At 57.3% G+C, this 16,313-nt stretch carries 14 protein-coding genes and 1 pseudogene; 9 read left to right on the top strand and 6 right to left on the bottom strand.

What is annotated here, in order from left to right; genetic code table 11:
• The first annotated feature begins 36 nt into the window (after window positions 1–36).
• Window positions 37–528 (top strand): DUF2938 domain-containing protein, encoded by a 492-nt coding sequence (locus N879_RS19660; protein WP_009457406.1) that lies wholly within the window; start codon window positions 37–39, stop codon window positions 526–528.
• A 125-nt stretch (window positions 529–653) separates the two neighbouring features.
• Here the strand turns inward: N879_RS19660 and N879_RS19655 are convergent, their stop codons facing one another.
• Window positions 654–1,535 (bottom strand): LysR family transcriptional regulator, encoded by an 882-nt coding sequence (locus N879_RS19655; RefSeq protein ID WP_031233084.1) that lies wholly within the window; start codon window positions 1,533–1,535, stop codon window positions 654–656.
• A 169-nt stretch (window positions 1,536–1,704) separates the two neighbouring features.
• Here N879_RS19655 and N879_RS19650 point away from each other — a divergent pair, with 169 nt between their 5' ends.
• Window positions 1,705–3,216, top strand: a complete 1,512-nt coding sequence (locus N879_RS19650; RefSeq protein ID WP_031233083.1) for an MFS transporter — start codon at window positions 1,705–1,707, stop codon at window positions 3,214–3,216.
• Window positions 3,217–3,343: 127 nt separating this feature from the next.
• On the opposite strand, the gene N879_RS19645 is transcribed toward N879_RS19650, so the two are convergent.
• A complete protein-coding gene (locus tag N879_RS19645; RefSeq protein ID WP_009457416.1) occupies window positions 3,344–3,898 on the bottom strand; it encodes a GNAT family N-acetyltransferase in 555 nt (184 codons plus the stop codon).
• Between the two features lie 132 nt (window positions 3,899–4,030).
• On the opposite strand from N879_RS19645, the gene N879_RS19640 reads away from it, so the two are divergent.
• Window positions 4,031–4,891, top strand: a complete 861-nt coding sequence (locus tag N879_RS19640; protein WP_009457424.1) for a helix-turn-helix domain-containing protein — start codon at window positions 4,031–4,033, stop codon at window positions 4,889–4,891.
• 133 nt (window positions 4,892–5,024) lie between these two features.
• Here the strand turns inward: N879_RS19640 and hutC are convergent, their stop codons facing one another.
• Complete coding sequence (gene hutC / locus N879_RS19635) at window positions 5,025–5,714, bottom strand: histidine utilization repressor (protein ID WP_009457425.1); 690 nt, start codon at window positions 5,712–5,714, stop codon at window positions 5,025–5,027.
• Window positions 5,715–6,030: 316 nt separating this feature from the next.
• On the opposite strand from hutC, the gene hutU reads away from it, so the two are divergent.
• The 4 genes and pseudogenes from hutU to N879_RS19615 all read left to right on the top strand — a co-directional run bounded on the left by hutU (window position 6,031) and on the right by N879_RS19615 (window position 10,380).
• On the top strand, window positions 6,031–7,761 hold the full coding sequence (gene hutU / locus N879_RS19630; RefSeq protein ID WP_009457426.1) for a urocanate hydratase: 1,731 nt from the start codon (window positions 6,031–6,033) through the stop codon (window positions 7,759–7,761).
• Between the two features lie 18 nt (window positions 7,762–7,779).
• The gene (gene hutH, locus N879_RS19625) at window positions 7,780–9,315 is read left to right on the top strand and encodes a histidine ammonia-lyase (protein WP_009457427.1); all 1,536 of its coding nucleotides are present in this window, start codon (window positions 7,780–7,782) and stop codon (window positions 9,313–9,315) included.
• A 395-nt stretch (window positions 9,316–9,710) separates the two neighbouring features.
• A pseudogene (locus tag N879_RS19620) lies at window positions 9,711–10,091 on the top strand (type II toxin-antitoxin system RelE/ParE family toxin); the annotation flags it as partial.
• Entirely contained in the window at window positions 10,078–10,380 is a 303-nt protein-coding gene (locus tag N879_RS19615) for a helix-turn-helix domain-containing protein (protein ID WP_031233072.1), read from the top strand. The pseudogene N879_RS19620 and the gene N879_RS19615, both read left to right, overlap by 14 nt.
• Before the next feature lie 11 nt (window positions 10,381–10,391).
• Here the strand turns inward: N879_RS19615 and N879_RS19610 are convergent, their stop codons facing one another.
• Genes N879_RS19610 through N879_RS19600 form a run of 3 tightly spaced genes read right to left on the bottom strand, consistent with a single transcriptional unit; the run spans window position 10,392 to window position 13,649 of the window.
• On the bottom strand, window positions 10,392–11,813 hold the full coding sequence (locus N879_RS19610; protein ID WP_009457439.1) for a formimidoylglutamate deiminase: 1,422 nt from the start codon (window positions 11,811–11,813) through the stop codon (window positions 10,392–10,394).
• Entirely contained in the window at window positions 11,810–13,039 is a 1,230-nt protein-coding gene (hutI, locus tag N879_RS19605; protein ID WP_009457440.1) for an imidazolonepropionase, read from the bottom strand. Before hutI ends, N879_RS19610 begins: the two co-directional genes overlap by 4 nt.
• Before the next feature lie 4 nt (window positions 13,040–13,043).
• A complete protein-coding gene (locus N879_RS19600) occupies window positions 13,044–13,649 on the bottom strand; it encodes a HutD/Ves family protein (RefSeq protein ID WP_009457441.1) in 606 nt (201 codons plus the stop codon).
• A 295-nt stretch (window positions 13,650–13,944) separates the two neighbouring features.
• Here N879_RS19600 and N879_RS19595 point away from each other — a divergent pair, with 295 nt between their 5' ends.
• Both N879_RS19595 and ubiA read left to right on the top strand, forming a co-directional pair.
• Window positions 13,945–15,141 carry an aminotransferase-like domain-containing protein gene (locus tag N879_RS19595; RefSeq protein ID WP_009457443.1) on the top strand — a complete coding sequence of 399 codons (1,197 nt, stop codon included), beginning with the start codon at window positions 13,945–13,947 and terminating at the stop codon, window positions 15,139–15,141.
• 210 nt (window positions 15,142–15,351) lie between these two features.
• Window positions 15,352–16,296, top strand: coding sequence for a 4-hydroxybenzoate octaprenyltransferase (gene ubiA, locus N879_RS19590; RefSeq protein ID WP_009457445.1), 945 nt, complete (start codon window positions 15,352–15,354; stop codon window positions 16,294–16,296).
• The last annotated feature ends 17 nt before the right edge of the window (window positions 16,297–16,313 follow it).

Genomic DNA, 16,313 nt, shown 5'->3' with positions numbered 1-16,313 from the left:
CAAAAACAAGGTGCTTATCAACGGAAAGGATTGCCAATGTTGTCGATCAATGAATGGGTGCATGTGATTCTGATCGGAGTCGGAGCCACTATTTTCATGGATATCTGGGGCCTGATTCAAAGGGCGATGGGCGTTGCCACGCTGAACTACGCCATGGTGGGGCGCTGGGCCGGGCATTTGCTGCGTGGCCAGATCGCACACAGCAGTATCGGCAAGGCTGAGCCGATTGCGGGAGAGTCTGCCTGTGGCTGGTTCATTCACTATGCTGTGGGCATTGTTTTCGCCTTTTTGTTGCTTGCGGTTTACGGCACTGAGTGGTTGCAAGATCCCCGCTGGTTGCCCGCTGTCATGGTGGGCATGGCTACGGTCTTGATGCCCTTTTTTGTCATGCAGCCCGCCATGGGAGCCGGAGTGGCGGCCTCGCGTACCCCCACGCCTTGGACCAACCGCTTGCGCAGCGTGCTGACACACGCGGTTTTTGGTTTGGGCATGTACCTTGCGGCCTTGCTGATCAAGCAGGTGGCTTAAGGAGATGTCATTTGTTGGGGCCTCTGTCATGGGTGGCCTACTCTTTTTGTGCGTCAGCCAGTCCCAGGATGCCGCTTCCGAGCTGACCGGGGACTGAGCAGGAGGCACTAGCAGTATGTGTTTGGCTAGGCCTGGAAAACCGCCTCGCTCATGCAATCAATAAAGGCGCGCAGCTTGGGCGACAGGTTGCGGCTGGCAGGCCAGACAATCCACAGTGGCACGGTGTTATGGGTGCATTCATCCAGAATGGTTTGCAGCCGTCCGCTGCTTAAATGCTCGCCCACGGTGAAATCTGGCAGGCAAGCGATGCCTTGCCCTTGCAAGCTCAGATGCACCCGCATTTCCACGCTATTGCAAACCAGTGTGCGGGGCAGCTCGGGTACGTCCTGAGTTTCGGAAATTGGCCATTGTTCCAGCCGCCCGGTATTGGGGAAGCGGTAGTGCAGGCAGGCATGGTGTTGCAGATCTTTGGCGTGCAAGGGGCGACCATGCTCTTGTAGATATTCGGGGGAGGCAGCCAGGACACGACGGAACGTGCACAGACGGCGGCGCATCAGGCCTGAATCACTCAAGGCGCTGGCACGGATGGCAGCATCAAAACCTTCGCCAATCACATCGACCAGACGGTCAGAAAAGTCCAGATCCAGTTCCACGGCCGGATAACGCTGCATGAAGTGGCTGATGGCCTGCTGAAACAGGCCGCTGTAGCGCGGCAAGCTGATTCGCAAGGTGCCACGCGGCATTTCACTGGCTTGGGACATTTCCAGTTCTGCTGCTTCGATTTCACTCAATATGCGTCTGCAGCGCTCCAGAAAAACCTTGCCGTCGGCAGTCAGGGCCAGAGTGCGGGTGCTGCGGTGAAACAGACGCACTTTCAGCCGTTCTTCCAGACGGGCGATGGACTTACCTACTGTGGAGGGCGACAGGCCGGATTCGCGGGCCACGGCCGAAAAGCTCAGGCGTTCCGCCACGCGTACGAACAGGCCGATATTGCTCAGGTTTTCCATCATGGTGCCGACTCTATTTAAGAATTTATTTCCTAAGTATTAATAACTGTAGTGTATTTTTCTTTGATGGGGTGACGCTTAAGCTCCTGAAATCGACCCCGATCATGCGGGTATTTCACGCCGTGTCCATTTCTGTTGGGCACGCACGCTTTAGCAGTCAATGAGAACCATGCTTTCCTCTTCTTCATCGCCGGCCATGCGTCGGCTGCAATTATTGTCAGCCTGTTTAACGGCTTTATTGATCCCCTTGTGCTTCACCGGCCCGGCAGTGGTGCTGTCGGCCATCAGTGCAGAGTTAGGTGGTAGTGCCGCCCAGCTGAGCTGGATCATGAACGCGTACATCCTGAGTTACGGCGGTGCCATGATGGTGTCAGGCAGCCTGACGGACATTTACGGCCAGCGCCGCATCTGGCTGATTGGCATGCTGTGGTTTTGCGCCTTTACCATTGCCATTCCTTTCATGCCCTCCGTTTTCTGGGTTGATATTTTGCGTATGATGCAGGGCCTGGGCGGTGCCGCCGCTTTTGCCGCTGCCATGTCCTCCCTGGCTCCCTTGTTTGAAGGGCGTGCACGGGCGCGGGCGTTCAGCTTGTTAGGCACGTCTTTCGGGCTGGGGCTGTCTTTTGGTCCCTGGTTTTTCGGCTGGATTGTGGAGGCGCTGCAATGGCAAGGCGTGTTCTACGCGACCGGGGCTATTGGCGTGGTCGGTTTGTTGCTGGTTCTGATCAGTACCAAGCCCAGTCAGGGCGGCTCGCAGGGTACATTGGACTGGCCGGGTGCCATCAGCTTTACGCTGGCTTTGGGCCTGTTTACTTATGGCATGTTGCTGATCCCGGAACGGGGCTGGTCCGATAGCTGGGTGCTGTCCACCCTGCTGGCCTCTGTTGTCGCCTTTGTGGGCTTTGTCTGCATAGAGCGCCGCGTTGCGCAGCCCATGATTGATTTGAGTTTCTTTCGTGACCCCGGCTTTGTGGGTGTGCAGGCTTTGGCTGCAGCCCCTGCATTCCTGTTCATCGTGCTGATTGTGTTGTTGCCCGGTCGCTTTATGGGTATTGATGGTTACGGTGCATTGGAGGCCGGGCAGATGATGGTTTGGCTGGCTGCGCCCTTGTTGATCGTGCCTTTTGTGGCGGCCTTGCTGACTCGCTGGCTATCGGCAGGCACCTTGTCCAGCCTGGGTTTGCTTCTGGTGGCCGTGGGTTTGTGGACTCTGGCTGAAGGCTTTGAGGCAGGTGGCGGTCCAGCCCTGCATCTGCCTTTATTGCTGATCGGCGTGGGTATCGGTTTGCCCTGGGGCTTGATGGACGGGATGGCGGTCAGTGTGGTCAGCCCGGATCGGGTCGGAATGGCGACGGGTATCTTCAATACGGTGCGAATCTCTGCGGATGGTGTGGCCATTGCCGTGGTCAGCGTGCTGCTGGCTACCTTGATTCAGCATCACCTGAGTGTGGACAGCACTGCTTTTACACAAGCAGCGGTTCTGGAAGCGGCCAGTCGGGCGGCTTTGGGTGAATTGCAGTTGGCCGCGCAACAGCTGCCTGGTTTGGAAGCGCAATTGACTGCCAGTTATGCCGCTTCATTTTTGACGGTGCTGCATGCACTGGCAGGCCTGGCGGCCTTGATTGCCGGTCTGCTCTTTGTCTTGTTGCGACAGCCCAAGCACGCTTTGCAAACGGCCTAGAAGACACCGCGTGCGCTGCACGCGATGCCCAAGGTGAACGGGCCCCAAACGCCTGGGACAGGTATCCAGGTTTTGGGGGCCGTTCTACACCCAGAGCGGCGGCGTGGGTGTGGGTTACGACGGGTGTTCAGGCCTGTTGTTTGGGCAAGGACAACCATTCTTCAGCAGTAATGCGGCTGATGTGCTCAGTCCGGTAGTCCTGCAGGAACGGGTTGTACCTGTTTTCCTCGGTGTGATGATGGCGAAAGCCACACTTGCTTTGCGCAATCTGCGATTGGGCATTGTTGGCAAAGTAGCCGCACCAAAGTGCTTTCAGCTTCAGCGTTTCAAAAGCGTGTCGCATCACTTCGCGCATGGCCTCGGGGATCAAGCCCTGGCCCCAGTAGGGCACGCCAATCCAATAGGCAATTTCGCCTTCTTCTTCGCCGATCTCGAAGTTGCTGTTCTTGCCGATCAGGACGCCGATGCAACCGACAGCTCGGCCATTAACTTTGTGCTCGACGGCATACACTTCGGGCATATTGAAAACTGTGCGGATAATTTCGGCACTTTCCTCAACGCTGGTATGCACCGGCCAACCTGCAATCGGGCCAACTCGCTCGTCTTTGGCGTATTCGTACAAGTCCTTGGCATCGGTGTCCTGCCAGGGGCGTAAAATAAGTCTTTCTGTTTGAAGTGTCATGTTCTTTACTCACCATTCAGCAGAAAACAGAATAGAAGCTGGCTGGTTTGGCGAACAGAGCAGGACCTTGGTAGTTTCGGTACTTTTAGCAAGTCCTGTCGGTTGCCGGGCCATGAAGGGCAGAGGAACACCATGCATCAGATTCCACAACTATTCAGCGCCAAAGATAGCTGGCTGACAGGCCAGACCACGCTGGCCGAAGGCGTGGGAATGCCTTTGTCTTTCGGTCATGCCTATATGGCCTTGATGATCTGCCTGTCGGGGCGTGCTTTGGTCAGCTTGAATTTCAAGGATCAGGTCGTACGGGCCCATGATGTGCTGGTGCTGGCCGAAGATACGATTACCTTGCTGAGACGGCGCTCACGCGGTTTCAAGGTGTTTTTTCTGCTGATGCCCAAGAACCTGGCGTCAGAAGTGGCTTATCAGCTGCCTAATTCCTTGTTCGTGTTCCTGCACGACAATCCGCTGTGTGTGCCTCCACAGAAAGATCGAGCTTTACTGGCGGCCTGGTTGCTGCAACTGCACGAGATTGTGCAGACCAGCACGCTGTATCAGTACATCATGCTGCGTAATCAGCTGCAGAATTTCTTTCTACATATTGCCGAGCAGATTCCGTCCGAGTATCAGGGCGGCCAGCCGTTCAGCCGCCAGGAAATGATCAGCTGGCGGTTTTGGGAACTGGTTGGCCAGCAATGCCGGCAGCACAGAGAGGTGAAGTTTTATGCCGATGCGCTCAACATCACCCCGTTTTATCTGTCCCAGCTGAGCAAACAGTTTTTTAACGACAGTCCCAAGGCCTTGATCGACAGGCAAGTGGTTCTGGAGATCAAGGCGTTGCTTTCCTACAGCCAGCTGGCGATCGGGCAGATTGCTGATCAGCTGAATTTTGAGGATCCCTCTTATCTGTGCCGGTACTTCAAGCGCCATACAGGCTTGTCGTTGACCCGCTATCGCCAGCATGAGCAGGCTCGTTCCGGTGTGGTTGGCAAGTGATCAGCTCAAGGGTTGGTCGTGCCAGGTCAATGCGACAAGAAAATGGCGATGGTGTATGACTCAGGAGGCCAGAAGCCTGTGCGCCTGATCGATGCGTTTGGGAGTCAAACTCTAGGCAGAGCAGATTTACGGCCTACATCTTGCCGGTGAATTTGTAGCGATCCCCTGGATGCCACAGTCTGGCGTGCGTTGTGAACTGCTCGCTGGAAAAAGTGCGGCGGTCCATCACCAGACAGGGTTGCTGCTCTTTCATGTGCAGGGCCTGCGCGATTCCGGCGGGCGGCACCAGCACTTCAATGCTGTAAAAGCCGGTTGGCAAGGGGGCAACGCGCACCAAGTACTCATTAGGCGTGATCTGGCTCCAGTCCTGCTCCATGTAATCCGGCGCCATTTGCGCGTCCACCAGACGATCTTCGTACTGGATAGGCAAGCCGTTTTCGGCATGAACAATAATGGAATGAAACAGCGCTGCGCCCGGTGCAATGTCATATAGCCGCGCTTGAGCCGGGCTGGCCTGCAGCCGCTCCATGCTCAGCACTTGGCAACTGTGTTGGTGGCCGCGCTCCCGTATGTCTTGCGCGATGCTGCGTATCTCGATCAGGGTGGACTGGAATTTGGGCTGCGCGACGTAGGTGCCCGAGCCTTTGATGCGGACCAGCAGCTCATCATTCGTCAACTCCCGCAGCGCGCGGTTGACCGTCATGCGCGACACGCCAAATTGTTCGCATAAAGCCAGTTCAGTGGGGATCAGATCACCTTCACGCCATTGGCCGGACTGGATTTTCTCCAGCACAAAATTCTTGATTTGCAGGTAGGCGGGCATGCTTGGTTCAGTTGACGAATGACTCGTCTGGGGGACATCCATTTTTATGCTTTCCTGTAGGACGTGTTCACACTCAAAAGAGTCTCGCGCAGGCCAGATCTGAGGTCGTGCACCAGGCCGCGAGTGATGCCTTCCCATGCTCGCATTCACGGGCTTATGCAAGGCTCTTTTTTATATGTATAGACAACTTGGAAAAATGACTATACATTGGCATGAGCTTACAAGAAAACCGTTGTTTTGTCGGCGCCAGAACCTGCCCTTCGGGTGTGGAAACAGCCTGCCAGATAGAACCAGCGCGTATCCAGAGACACCTCAGATGGAGGACATCACCATGCCTGATCATCACACTTTGGCGGCCAGCCACGATCCCCGTTTCGATCCTGAGCGACAGATTCATGCCCCTACGGGTACCCAGCTCAGCTGCAAGAACTGGGTGGCGGAAGCTGCGTACCGCATGATTCAGAACAATCTGGACCCGGCTGTGGCCGAGAACCCCCAGCATCTGGTGGTGTACGGCGGCATCGGGCGTGCAGCCCGGAACTGGGAGTGCTATGACCAGATTCTGGCCAGCTTGCGCCAGTTGGAGGATGACCAGACCTTGCTGATTCAGTCCGGCAAGCCGGTGGGTGTATTCCGTACTCATAGCGATGCGCCGCGTGTGCTGCTGGCCAACTCGAATCTGGTGCCCAAATGGGCTACCTGGGAGAAGTTTCACGAGCTGGATCAGGCCGGTTTGTTCATGTATGGGCAGATGACGGCGGGTAGCTGGATCTACATTGGTAGCCAGGGCATTGTGCAAGGCACGTACGAGACTTTTGCTGAAGCAGGTCGTCAGCATTTTGGTGGTTCGCTGGCCGGGCGCTGGATTCTGACTGCTGGTCTGGGCGGCATGGGCGGCGCACAGCCTTTGGCGGCGACCTTTGCCGGGGCTGTATCGCTGACGATTGAATGCAAGCAAAGCAGTATCGACTTCCGTTTGCAGACCCGTTATCTGGATAAACAGGCGCGGGATCTGGATCATGCGCTGGAGTTGATTGCCCAACACACGGTCGCCAAGGAAGCGGTGTCGATTGGCTTGCTGGGTAATGCTGCCGATGTACTGCCCGAACTGGTGCGACGTGCCCAAGCGGGTGGTTTGAAACCTGATCTGGTGACGGACCAGACCTCTGCCCACGATCTGCTCAATGGCTATTTGCCGTCAGGCTGGACGGTGGAACAGTGGCAGGCGGCGCAGAAAGATCCGGCCCAACACGTCCGCATTCAACAAGCGGCTGCCAAGTCTTGCACAGTTCATGTACAAGCCATGCTGGATTTCCAGAAAATGGGTATTCCGGTTGTGGACTACGGCAATAACATTCGCCAAGTTGCGTTTGATGAAGGCGTGGCCAATGCCTTCGATTTCCCTGGCTTTGTGCCTGCCTACATTCGCCCCTTGTTTTGCGAGGGCAAAGGCCCGTTCCGTTGGGTGGCCTTGTCAGGCGACCCGGAGGACATCTACAAAACCGATCAAAAAATCAAAGAGCTGTTCCCCGACAATCAGCACGTGCATCGCTGGCTGGACATGGCGCAGGAACGCATTGCTTTCCAGGGCTTGCCGGCACGCATTTGCTGGCTGGGACTGGGCGAGCGTCACCGCGCTGGTCTGGCCTTTAACGAAATGGTGCGTAAGGGCGAGCTGAAAGCGCCCATTGTGATTGGCCGCGACCACTTGGATACAGGCTCGGTGGCCAGCCCCAACCGCGAAACTGAAAGCATGCGTGATGGCACGGATGCCGTGTCGGACTGGCCTTTGTTGAATGCCTTGTTGAATACCGCCGGCGGGGCCAGCTGGGTTTCGCTGCACCACGGGGGCGGGGTGGGCATGGGCTACAGCCAGCATGCTGGCATGGTGATTGTGGCTGACGGTAGTGAGCAGGCTGCGGCCCGTCTGGAGCGGGTCTTGATTAACGATTGCGCCAGTGGTGTGATGCGTCATGCGGATGCCGGCTACGAGCTGGCGATTCAAACGGCCAAGAATTTCGGGCTGACATTGCCCATGATCAAGTAAGAAAAACAGGACAGATAAATGAGCAAGAGTATCGAGCTTTCTCCCGGCGCACTGACTTTGGCACAACTGCGCCAAATCTGGCAGGAACCGACTGTTCTGACTCTGCCACCAGAGGCGATCGGGGCCATGGATGCGTCCTCGGCCATTGTGGCCAAGATCATCCGGGAAGGTACTCCGGCTTATGGCATCAATACCGGCTTTGGCAAGCTGGCCCAGCAACGCATTCCCGACCATGATCTGGAGCAACTGCAAAAGAACCTGATTCTGTCGCACTCCGTGGGGGTGGGCGAGCCGGTGTCCGATGCAGTGGCCCGCTTGATCATGGCCATGAAAATTGCCAGCTTGGCGCGCGGCTTTTCGGGCATACGTTCGCATGTGGTTACGACCTTGCTGGATATTCTGAATGCGGGCGTGGTGCCTTTCATCCCGTCCAAGGGTTCGGTGGGGGCATCGGGTGATCTGGCGCCCTTGTCGCACATGACCTTGACGCTGATCGGGGAAGGGCAGGCCAAGTGGCAGGGCGAATGGATGCCAGCCCAGCAGGCTTTGGCCAAGGCGGGTATCACTCCCATTGTGCTGGCTGCCAAGGAAGGGCTGGCGCTGATCAATGGTACGCAAGTATCTACGGCCCTGGCCCTGAACGGCCTGTTCCGCACCCAGACCTTGTTCCGCAATGCGATTCTGGCCGGTGCCTTGAGCGTGGACGCCGCCAAAGGCAGTGACGCGCCTTTTGATGCGCGCATCCATGAGGTCCGTGGACAGCCGGGGCAAATTTATGCGGCTCGCCTGTACCGGGAGCTGCTGGCTGGCAGCCAGATTCGTCAGTCGCATCGCGACAATGACAACAAGGTGCAGGACCCCTACAGCTTGCGCTGTCAGCCCCAGGTCATGGGTGCGATTCAGGATCTGATCACACAGAACGAACGCAGCCTGTTGACGGAAGCCAATGCTGTCACGGATAACCCGCTGGTGTTTCCCGGCAAGAATGGCGAGCCGGATCAGGTGATTTCCGGAGGTAATTTCCACGCCGAGCCGGTGGCGTTTGCTGCCGATGGCTTGGCTCTGGCTATTGCTGAAATTGGTGCCTTGGCAGAGCGTCGAGTCGCTTTGTTGATTGATGCCAGCATCTCTGGTTTGCCACCGTTCCTGGTGCCTTCTGCGGGTTTGAATTCGGGCTTCATGATTGCCCATGTGACCGCAGCGGCCCTGGCTTCGGAAAACAAGTCGCTGGCACATCCTGCCAGTGTGGATAGTCTGCCTACTTCGGCTAATCAGGAAGACCACGTCAGCATGGCAACCTTTGCAGCGCGCCGTCTGGAAGACATGGCACAGAACACGGCCGCGATTGTGGCAATTGAATTGCTGTGCGCGGCACAAGGCATTGATTTTCATGCGCCTTTGCTGACTTCCGAGCGCTTGAAGAAGGTGCAGGATGCGATTCGTCAGGCCGTGCCTTTTTACGATCAGGACCGTTACTTGGCTCCCGATATCGAGGCCCTGAAAGCCTTGGTGCTGGATGAGAGCCTGGCGGCGACGGCGGCTGATCTTTTCTAGTTTTCATGAAGTACTGCTGATTGTTTTTGTCTCCACGAACTTGTCCCTGGCATGGGTCCCCACGCCAGGGATTTTTTTGCTTCACGGCGACCCAGCATTGCATTTCTCTGGACTACGCCCTGCTGACATAAGTCCACGGTGAACACGACGGCTGCTGCGTCCCCTACGTAGGCAGGCACGGTATCTGTTATCGAGCGACGGCCTGTATTGCCAACTGAGGCGTGCCAATCAAGATGGATATAAAGCTCACAAGTCACATGGCTGTGGCGATGTGCATGCGCTATGTTCACAAGGAGGATAAGCCCGCGTGGGATGGGCGAGCGGATGGCGAATTGGCTGCTCCACGACGAGAGATTGATAAGTGTGCCCGATACGGGTATAGTTTGGAGGTCGATATGACGCGCGTTCTCAAGCGCAAAGACTTTGCGCGATGGCAGGCGGCCGAGAAGCTGCCTGATATTGCCTTGTGCAAGGCAGTTCAGGAGATGGAAAGCGGTCTGATCGATGTGGACTTGGGTGGCGCCTTATACAAGAAGCGGGTAGCTCGCCCTGGTGGTGGCAAAAGCGGCGGCTATCGCAGCTTGCTTTCGGCCAGAATAGGTAGCCGTTATGTGTTCCTGCATGGGTTCTCCAAGAGCGACAAGGGGAACATCACGCCGGATGAGAAGAAAGCGCTGCAATTTGTAGGGAAGGTGTTCCTGGGCTTGTCGCCTGAAGCCTTGTTGAATGCATTGCAGGCTGACGTGTTATTGGAGGTGCATTGTGAGCAAGATCATCGAATCGCTACGCGGCGACCTGGAGGCGCTCCAGGAGGCAGGAGCGATCGGCAAGGTGACGATGCGCGAGTTTGACGCAATTTGTCCACCGCCAGTTCGGGAGTTCGATGCGGCCGACATCAAGCGGCTGCGAGAAGGCTTGAAGTTCAGCCAGCCGATATTTGCGCTTTATTTGCATACTACGGCATCGACCATACGCAAGTGGGAGCAAGGTGAAACCCATCCCACTGGCCCGGCACTCAAGCTGCTGAATATCATTGCTGACAAGGGCTTACAGGCCATCATTTGATTTTTTTGTACCTAAGCCTTGTTCAGTAGACTGCTCAATGTTTTTTTATAAGCCGCAAATGCCGCCTCTTCCTGAGGATGATGGCCCTCTGTCACACAGGCCTTACCACTGACGAATACATCACGAATCGGGTTGGCGTGGGCGCGTTCGGAAAAGACCAGAGCCGACAGCCAATGCTGCTTATCCAGCCCCGCCAGACTGGGGTGCTCCAGGTCAATCACCATTAAATCTGCCTGATGACCGGGGCTTAATTGCCCGCTGGCTCGCCCGGACGCCTGTGCGCCACCACGTGCGCAGGTGCCAAACAAGTAGTCCGCGACGAAAGGTTGTTGGGACGAAGTCAGCACATTGCGTTGCTGGCTGATCAATCGTTGACCATATTCCAGCAAGCGCAGTTCGGCGCGCCAGTCTACGCAGATGTGGCTGTCTGAACCTATGCCCATTCGTCCTTGCTCCGCCAGAAAGGCGGCGGCAGGGAACAGGCCATCACCCAGATTCGCCTCGGTGCTTGGACACAAACCTGCTACGGCACCGCTGCGGGCAATTTGCTTGCGCTCCTGCTCGTCAATATGAGTGGCGTGGACCAGGCACCAGCGTTCGTCCACATTGAAGTTGTCATAGAGATAGGCCACCGGACTGCTGCCTTTGATGTCTCGGCAGGCCAGTACTTCGGCCATCTGTTCGGCAATGTGAATGTGAATCGGGTGGCGTGAGGGCAGGCTGTGCAGGCCGTCGATTAAGGTACTGATAGAACCAACGTTGGCAGCGCGCAGGGAGTGGGGCGCAACACCGTAACGCCGGTCAGCATTCAAGGGGTGGCTGTTGTGCAAGGATTCCAGCAGGTACAGCAACTGTGTAGGGCTATTCAGAAAGCGCTGTTGATCCTGACGCGGCGCCTTGCTGCCGAAATCGCTGTACTGGTACAGCACGGGCAGCATGGTAATGGCCAGACCGCTGGCGCTGGCCGCTTCCATGACGCCTTGGGCCAGCAGGCCTATGGGTGCGTAATTCTGGCCGTCGCGCTGGTGATGCAGGTAATGGAACTCGCACACGCTGGTGTAGCCCGCTTTCAACATCTGTATATAGAGCCATTGGGCAATGGCCTGCATGTGCTCGGGCTCCAGACGGGCAGCGAAGCGGTACATCAGGTCGCGCCAGCTCCAGAAGCTGTCCTGGCCTTGCCCCCGGAATTCAGTCAGCCCGGCCATGGCACTTTGAAAAGCATGTGAATGCAGATTGGGCATGCCCGGCAGTACGGCACCTTGCGCTGTGTGGACGAAGCCCGCCGCGTCTATAGCCTGCTGACTGGCTTCGGGCAGAACGTCTGTCAGTGTGCCGTCCTGGTCCCAGCGCAGCAGTACATTCGCTTGCCACTGGCCGTCCAGATAGGCCCAAGGGGCCCAGAGCGCTTCATGTTTTCGGGGGATGCTCATGGCGATTCCTTACGCAGGTCACGGCTGATTGTGCCTTGGTATACGACCAGGGCGCAGCGTGGCAGGCCCAGCCAGTAGGCCAGTTCGGGCAGGGAGTCTATGTCCCAGGCGACAAAGTCGGCGCGGGATCCGATGCTGAGTTCACCACTGATGTCAGGGGCACCCAAGGCCTGAGCAGCATGGCGGGTGACTCCTGCCAGGGCTTCGGGGACAGTCAGCCTGAAAAGCGTGCTGCCCATGTTCAGCATCAGTAATAGGGATGCACAGGGGGACGTGCCGGGGTTGCTGTCAGTGGACAGGGCCATCGGCACGCCGTGTTTGCGCAGCAGTTCAATCGGGGGTAACTGGGTTTCGCGCAGAAAGTAGTAGGCTCCGGGCAGTAGCACGGCCACGGTTCCCGCTTTTTTCATGGCGATGACGCCTGCTTCATCCAGGTATTCCAGATGGTCGGTGGACAGGGCCTGGTAGCGGGTCGCCATTTCCGTGCCGCCCAGATTGGAGAGCTGCTCGGCGTGCATCTTGACGGGCAGGCCCAGTGCTTGGGCCGCTTTCAAAACACGTTCGGACTGCTTCAGGTCGAAGGCAATACGCTCGCAAAAGACGTCAACCGCGTCGATCAGTCCTTCTTGTGCCAGAGTGGGCAGCATTTGATCGCAGACCAAATCCAGATAGGCATCGGTTTGCCCGGCAAATTCAGGGGGCAGGGCATGGGCACCTAAAAAGGTGGTGCGCACCGTGACCGGGCGCAGCTCGCCCAGACGGCGGGCGATACGCAGCATTTTGCGCTCGCTCTCCAGATTCAGACCGTAGCCGGATTTGATTTCAATCGCGGTGACGCCTTCGTCCAGCAAGGCATCCAGTCGGCGCAGGGCTTGGGCCAGCAGTTGGTCCTCGCTCAGGGAGCGCGTCGCTTTGACGGAGGACACAATGCCGCCACCCTGACGGGCGATTTCTTCATAGGAGGCCCCTGCCAGCCGCAAGGCAAATTCCTGGGCGCGGTTGTCGCCGTAGACCAGATGGGTGTGGCAGTCGATCAGCCCGGGGGTGACCCAGCGGTTTCCCAGCTTGTGTTCTTGAGTGGCGTCTTGCCACTGCGCAGGCAGGTCATGACGTGGGCCCATCCAGGCGATACGGTCCGCCTGTACAACCAGGCAGGCATCTTCGATGACGTACTCGGGATCGGCTGTGGGGGCCAAGCGTAAATCGGTCCAAAGTGTGTAGCTCATCATTTCATTCCGTGGGAGCGATATAGGCGTAGACCAGCGGGGCATCAGCAGGGTCGGCCTGCAGTTGCAGGGACAAGGGGGCGGGTGTGCTGCCTGTCAGGGCTTGCCCGGCGCCCAGGGTCCAGCTGTGTGTGTCGGCCCGGAGTTGGTAGCCGCCTTGCGGTGCGTACAGAAAATGCGTACCAGCGGCCAATTTCATGGAGTCGTTTCGTCCTTGCCATGCGTGCAAGCTGCCTTGGGCTCGGCCCCGACGCAGCATCAGGTTCAAGTCCTGTGTCGGACCGAGTGGTAACAAACAGGCCATCTTGTCCTCGCCAGCGAAGGCGTAGGGCTGGAATGGATGCAGCACATGGATATCTTGCTCGTGAATCAGCTGCATGTTGTCGCCCTCGATCAACATGATGTGTCGGTCTATGCCGGGAAAGCGGGAAAAATCGCCGGAGGTCTGGACCTGGGCCAGGCTGATGCGCCAGTCAAAGTGCTCATAGCCGGCATGTTCGGGATGGCAAAGCACCTCGCGCGTGGTGCCGCCACCGTTTTTCCAGGGCTGCGCGGGCAGGCTGCTGATGTTTAGCAAGCGAAGCAAAGTGGCAGGGTGGGGCTGGCTCATGGTGGCATGGCTCCGGACGGATTTTTAATTGTATATACAATAGCTGAGTATAGACAAAGCGCGACGATCGTCTGGAGGGGCAGGCTGTTTTTTCAGGGTAAATCCCGAGCACAAACCCTTGAGCTACTTGCGCTGCAAGCCGCTTGGTGGCAAGGTATACGCTAATAAACCCGAGTCATAATTCATTCAAAGGTGCAGGATGCCTGGTTTTTTCGGCATCCTGCGTTATTTATTGCAAGCTGGAAAGTTTGCATATGAAGTATTTAATCGTTCTTCTTCAGGACTTCCCCGAATCATGGATACCCTCTCGCAGTCTTTTACCTTTTCCCAACGTGCCCAGAAACTGAGTGGCTCCGCAATTCGTGAAATTCTCAAGGTCACTGCGCGTCCCGAGATTATTTCCTTTGCGGGCGGTCTGCCCACTCCAGTCGGCTTTCCTGTCGAGGAAATGCAAAGCGCGTTCAACAAGGTACTGAGCGAGCAGGGCCGTGTGGCACTGCAATACACCACGACGGAAGGCTATCTGCCCCTGCGCCAATGGCTGGCAGAGCAAATGAGCGCCGAAGGCGCCCCTGTGGACGCCGACGAAATCCTGCTGGTGAACGGTTCGCAGCAAGCCCTGGACATGCTGGGCAAGCTGTTCATTGATGAAGGCAGCAAGGTGCTGGTGGAGTCGCCTACTTATCTGGGCGCTTTGCAGGCTCTGTCTGTGTACAACCCTTCTTTCGTGGCTATTCCTACCGATGGCCAGGGCATGATCCCCGAGTACGTGTCGGCTCCTGAAGCCATGGGCGCCCGTTTGCTGTACGCATTGCCCAACTTCCAGAACCCCACCGGCCTGCGCCTGCCTCTGGAGCGTCGTCAGGACCTGGTGGAGCGATGTGCGGCTGCGCATATCCCGATCGTCGAGGACGATCCCTACGGTGAACTGCGTTACGCCGGCGAGCGTCTGCCCAGCCTGCTGTCCTTGGGCCGCAAAGCCGGTGCTACCGTGATACGCCTGGGTACCTTCTCCAAAGTGCTGGCTCCTGGTTTGCGTCTGGGCTACATCGTGGCTCCCGCCAAGATCATCGACAAACTGGTGCAGATCAAGCAGGCCACGGACTTGCACACCTCCACACTGACGCAAATGGCTGTTTACGAAGCCGTACATAACGGTTTCCTGGAAAAGCACCTGCCCAAAGTGCGCGATATTTACCAGAAGCAGTGTGCCATCATGCTGGACGCCATGGACAAGAACTTCCCGACGACGGCCCAATGGACCCGTCCCGAAGGCGGCATGTTCATTTGGGTGACCTTGCCCGAGCACGTGGATGCGACGGCCCTGCTGCAAAAGGCCATTGAGAACCTGGTGGCCTTTGTTCCGGGCGAACCTTTCTACGCCGGCAAGGACGTCAAACGCAACACCCTGCGCCTGAGCTTTGCCACCGTGCCCGAGGAAAAAATTCGCGAAGGCATCGCCATCTTGGGTAAACTCATCAAGGAAGCCTGATCGCCGTTTGGCAGGCAAGGGACGCAGACTGATGGGTCTGCGTCTTTTCATGCGCTGGCCCGGCCAGCGCTGTGGTTTTCAGCGCCGGCCATTGCGTTTTGCTTGCTCCCAGAGCATGAACAGATTCCTGGAATCCACCGCATACCCTCTGCCAGAGGGTATGCCTGTTTTCAGTCTATGGCTTGAGGCCTGGATTTAGGTTTTACCTCTATGACATCTCCATCCGCTTCGGAATCTTCCCCGCGTCCTGATCTGTCCGATATGCGCCCCAACAATGACTGGGTGGCTCGCTATTTGCCAGCATCCTGGGGGCCGTATGCCCGTTTGTGTAGGCTGGATCGGCCTGTGGGCACCTGGCTGACCCTCTTGCCCGCTCTGGCCGCTCTGGTGCAGGCAGCGGACGGTATTCCTACCCTGTGGCGTTTGGTGATCTTTTCTCTGGGCGCCTTGTTGATGCGCGGTATTGGCTGCTGCTTTAACGATATGGCGGACCGTAACTTCGACCATCAGGTTGAACGTACCCGTTTCCGGCCCTTGACCAGCGGCCAGATCACCATGCGTCAGGCGGTGATCTTCGTGCTGGCGCAGATGGCCGTGTGTGCCTTGCTGCTGCTGGCTATCAATGAGTACAGCCGTTGGCTGGCACTGGCCCTGTTCCCGATCGTGATGATTTACCCCCTGTGCAAGCGCTTTACCTACTGGCCGCAAGTGGTTCTGGGTATCTGCTTTAACTGGGGCATGTTGATGGCCTGGTCCGATACGCAGAACATGGTGCCTTTTGGCGCCATCCTGATGTGGGTGGGCGCGATTTTGTGGCAGGTGGGCTACGACTCCATCTATGCCTATATCGACATGGCTGACGATACCAAGCTGGGCCTGCACTCCACGGCTCTGCGTTTCCGCGAGGCAGGCAAAACCTGGATCAGCGGTTTTTACATCGCCGCCATGGCCTGCTGGCTGGTGGGCGGTTTTCTGCTGAACGAGCGGATTTTGTATTACATGGTGATGGCCGTCATCGGCATTCATCTGCTGTGGCAGATGCGGCAGTTTGACGTGCGCTATCCCGAACGAGGCCTGCGCCTTTTCCGTGCCAACATCTGGGTTGGTGTGTTGCTGGTGGTGGCCGCTTTGGCTGGCACGATCAGCCTGGCTTGATCCGTGTTCAAGCAATT

It is taken from the genome of Alcaligenes sp. EGD-AK7, assembly GCF_000465875.3.
In the GTDB taxonomy this organism is placed as follows: domain Bacteria; phylum Pseudomonadota; class Gammaproteobacteria; order Burkholderiales; family Burkholderiaceae_B; genus Alcaligenes; species Alcaligenes phenolicus.
This window is presented reverse-complemented; position numbering and strand designations above follow the sequence as displayed.

Excerpts from the sequence above, each read along its gene's own strand:
- N879_RS19640 (WP_009457424.1), top strand. The coding sequence starts at position 4,031 with ATGCATCAGATTCCACAACTATTCAGCGCCAAAGATAGCTGGCTGACA.
- hutI (WP_009457440.1), bottom strand. The coding sequence starts at position 13,039 with ATGAGCTACACACTTTGGACCGATTTACGCTTGGCCCCCACAGCCGAT.
- N879_RS19600 (WP_009457441.1), bottom strand. The coding sequence starts at position 13,649 with ATGAGCCAGCCCCACCCTGCCACTTTGCTTCGCTTGCTAAACATCAGC.
- N879_RS19655 (WP_031233084.1), bottom strand. The coding sequence starts at position 1,535 with ATGGAAAACCTGAGCAATATCGGCCTGTTCGTACGCGTGGCGGAACGC.
- N879_RS19610 (WP_009457439.1), bottom strand. The coding sequence starts at position 11,813 with ATGAGCATCCCCCGAAAACATGAAGCGCTCTGGGCCCCTTGGGCCTAT.
- hutH (WP_009457427.1), top strand. The coding sequence starts at position 7,780 with ATGAGCAAGAGTATCGAGCTTTCTCCCGGCGCACTGACTTTGGCACAA.
- N879_RS19660 (WP_009457406.1), top strand. The coding sequence starts at position 37 with ATGTTGTCGATCAATGAATGGGTGCATGTGATTCTGATCGGAGTCGGA.
- ubiA (WP_009457445.1), top strand. The coding sequence starts at position 15,352 with ATGACATCTCCATCCGCTTCGGAATCTTCCCCGCGTCCTGATCTGTCC.
- N879_RS19645 (WP_009457416.1), bottom strand. The coding sequence starts at position 3,898 with ATGACACTTCAAACAGAAAGACTTATTTTACGCCCCTGGCAGGACACC.
- N879_RS19595 (WP_009457443.1), top strand. The coding sequence starts at position 13,945 with ATGGATACCCTCTCGCAGTCTTTTACCTTTTCCCAACGTGCCCAGAAA.
- N879_RS19650 (WP_031233083.1), top strand. The coding sequence starts at position 1,705 with ATGCTTTCCTCTTCTTCATCGCCGGCCATGCGTCGGCTGCAATTATTG.
- hutC (WP_009457425.1), bottom strand. The coding sequence starts at position 5,714 with ATGCCCGCCTACCTGCAAATCAAGAATTTTGTGCTGGAGAAAATCCAG.
- hutU (WP_009457426.1), top strand. The coding sequence starts at position 6,031 with ATGGAGGACATCACCATGCCTGATCATCACACTTTGGCGGCCAGCCAC.